Genomic DNA, 1,219 nt, shown 5'->3' on the forward strand with positions numbered 1-1,219 from the left:
GCTCCCGTCGCCATCTGCGCCCTGATCCCCATCTATTCCGCGTAGCAAGCTGGGCATCGCCGGAATGCCAATCAAGCGCCGGATGGCATCCAGCCCCTCGCCCGCCTTGACGTTGGCGAAGACGAAGGGACGGTCGCCGCGCATCTTTCGGGCGTCGCGGTCCATCACCTCCAGGCTGGCGCCGACCATCGGAGCAAGATCGGTCTTGTTGATGACCAGCAGGTCCGAACGGGTGATGCCCGGCCCACCCTTGCGAGGGATCTTGTCGCCGGCCGACACGTCGATGACGTAGATGGTGATGTCGGCCAGCTCCGGCGAGAAGGTCGCCGCGAGGTTGTCGCCACCCGATTCAATGAAGATCAGGTCGAGGTTGGGGAACTTCGCGTTCATCTGATCGACGGCGGCGAGGTTGATCGAGGCATCCTCACGGATCGCGGTGTGCGGGCAGCCGCCGGTCTCGACCCCCATGATCCGTTCCGGCTTCAGGGCGCCGGAACGGGTGAGGAACTCCGCATCCTCCTTGGTGTAGATGTCGTTGGTGATCGCCGCGACCTCCCAATCGTCGCGCATGCGCTTGCACAGCGCGTCGGTCAGCGCGGTCTTGCCGGATCCGACGGGGCCGCCGATGCCGACGCGAAGCGGACCGGCGTGGCTCTTTTCGATAGCGGGGAGAGCGCTCATGAGCGGAACAGCCTCGTATATTGGGTTTCGTGGATCATCGAGGTCCAGTCGACGGCCATCGCCCGGCCGCCGAGATCGTCGAGCGGGGCCGCCAGCGCCGCCTCCGCCGCCCGGTGTGTGATGGGGTCGAGGGCGGCCAGCGCCCGCTGCCCGTCGGTCTGGCCCAGCGGGACCAGACGGACGCCGGCCGATACCAGATTGGCGGCGAAAGCGTGAAGATAGGCGGTCAGCGCCGGGCCCTCCGCCACGCCGATCAGCGCCGCCGCCAGAGCCACCGCCACCGCATAGGCGACCGGCCGCCCGGTGGCGGCGATCACCTCATCCCAGCGGGCCAGACCGTCGAGCGGCCATGCGGCGCGGATCGCCAGCAGGAAGGCCTGCCCTTGCGCCCGCGATTCGAGCGCGGTCTCGGCAGAGGCGCGCAGGATGTCGGCCCGCTCCAGCGCCCAGGCGAAACCGGCCTCGTCGCCTGCCAGAATCGCACGATGGGCGGCGGCGAACAGCATGCCATCGGTCCGCCCGGCGCCGGGCGCAGGTC

Annotated in this window: 2 protein-coding genes; both read right to left on the bottom strand. The window is 69.0% G+C overall.

Annotated features, from left to right (window positions below; all coding sequences use genetic code 11):
* Nucleotides 1-681 (bottom strand): urease accessory protein UreG (ureG, locus tag I71_RS00620; RefSeq protein WP_244433529.1); only part of this gene is annotated, 681 nt, incomplete at its 3' end.
* The coding region (locus tag I71_RS00625) for an urease accessory protein UreF (protein WP_042688675.1) at nt 678-1,219 on the bottom strand (542 nt) is incomplete at its 5' end. The genes ureG and I71_RS00625, both read right to left, overlap by 4 nt.

It is taken from the genome of Azospirillum sp. B506 (genome assembly GCF_000333595.1).
GTDB lineage: Bacteria > Pseudomonadota > Alphaproteobacteria > Azospirillales > Azospirillaceae > Azospirillum.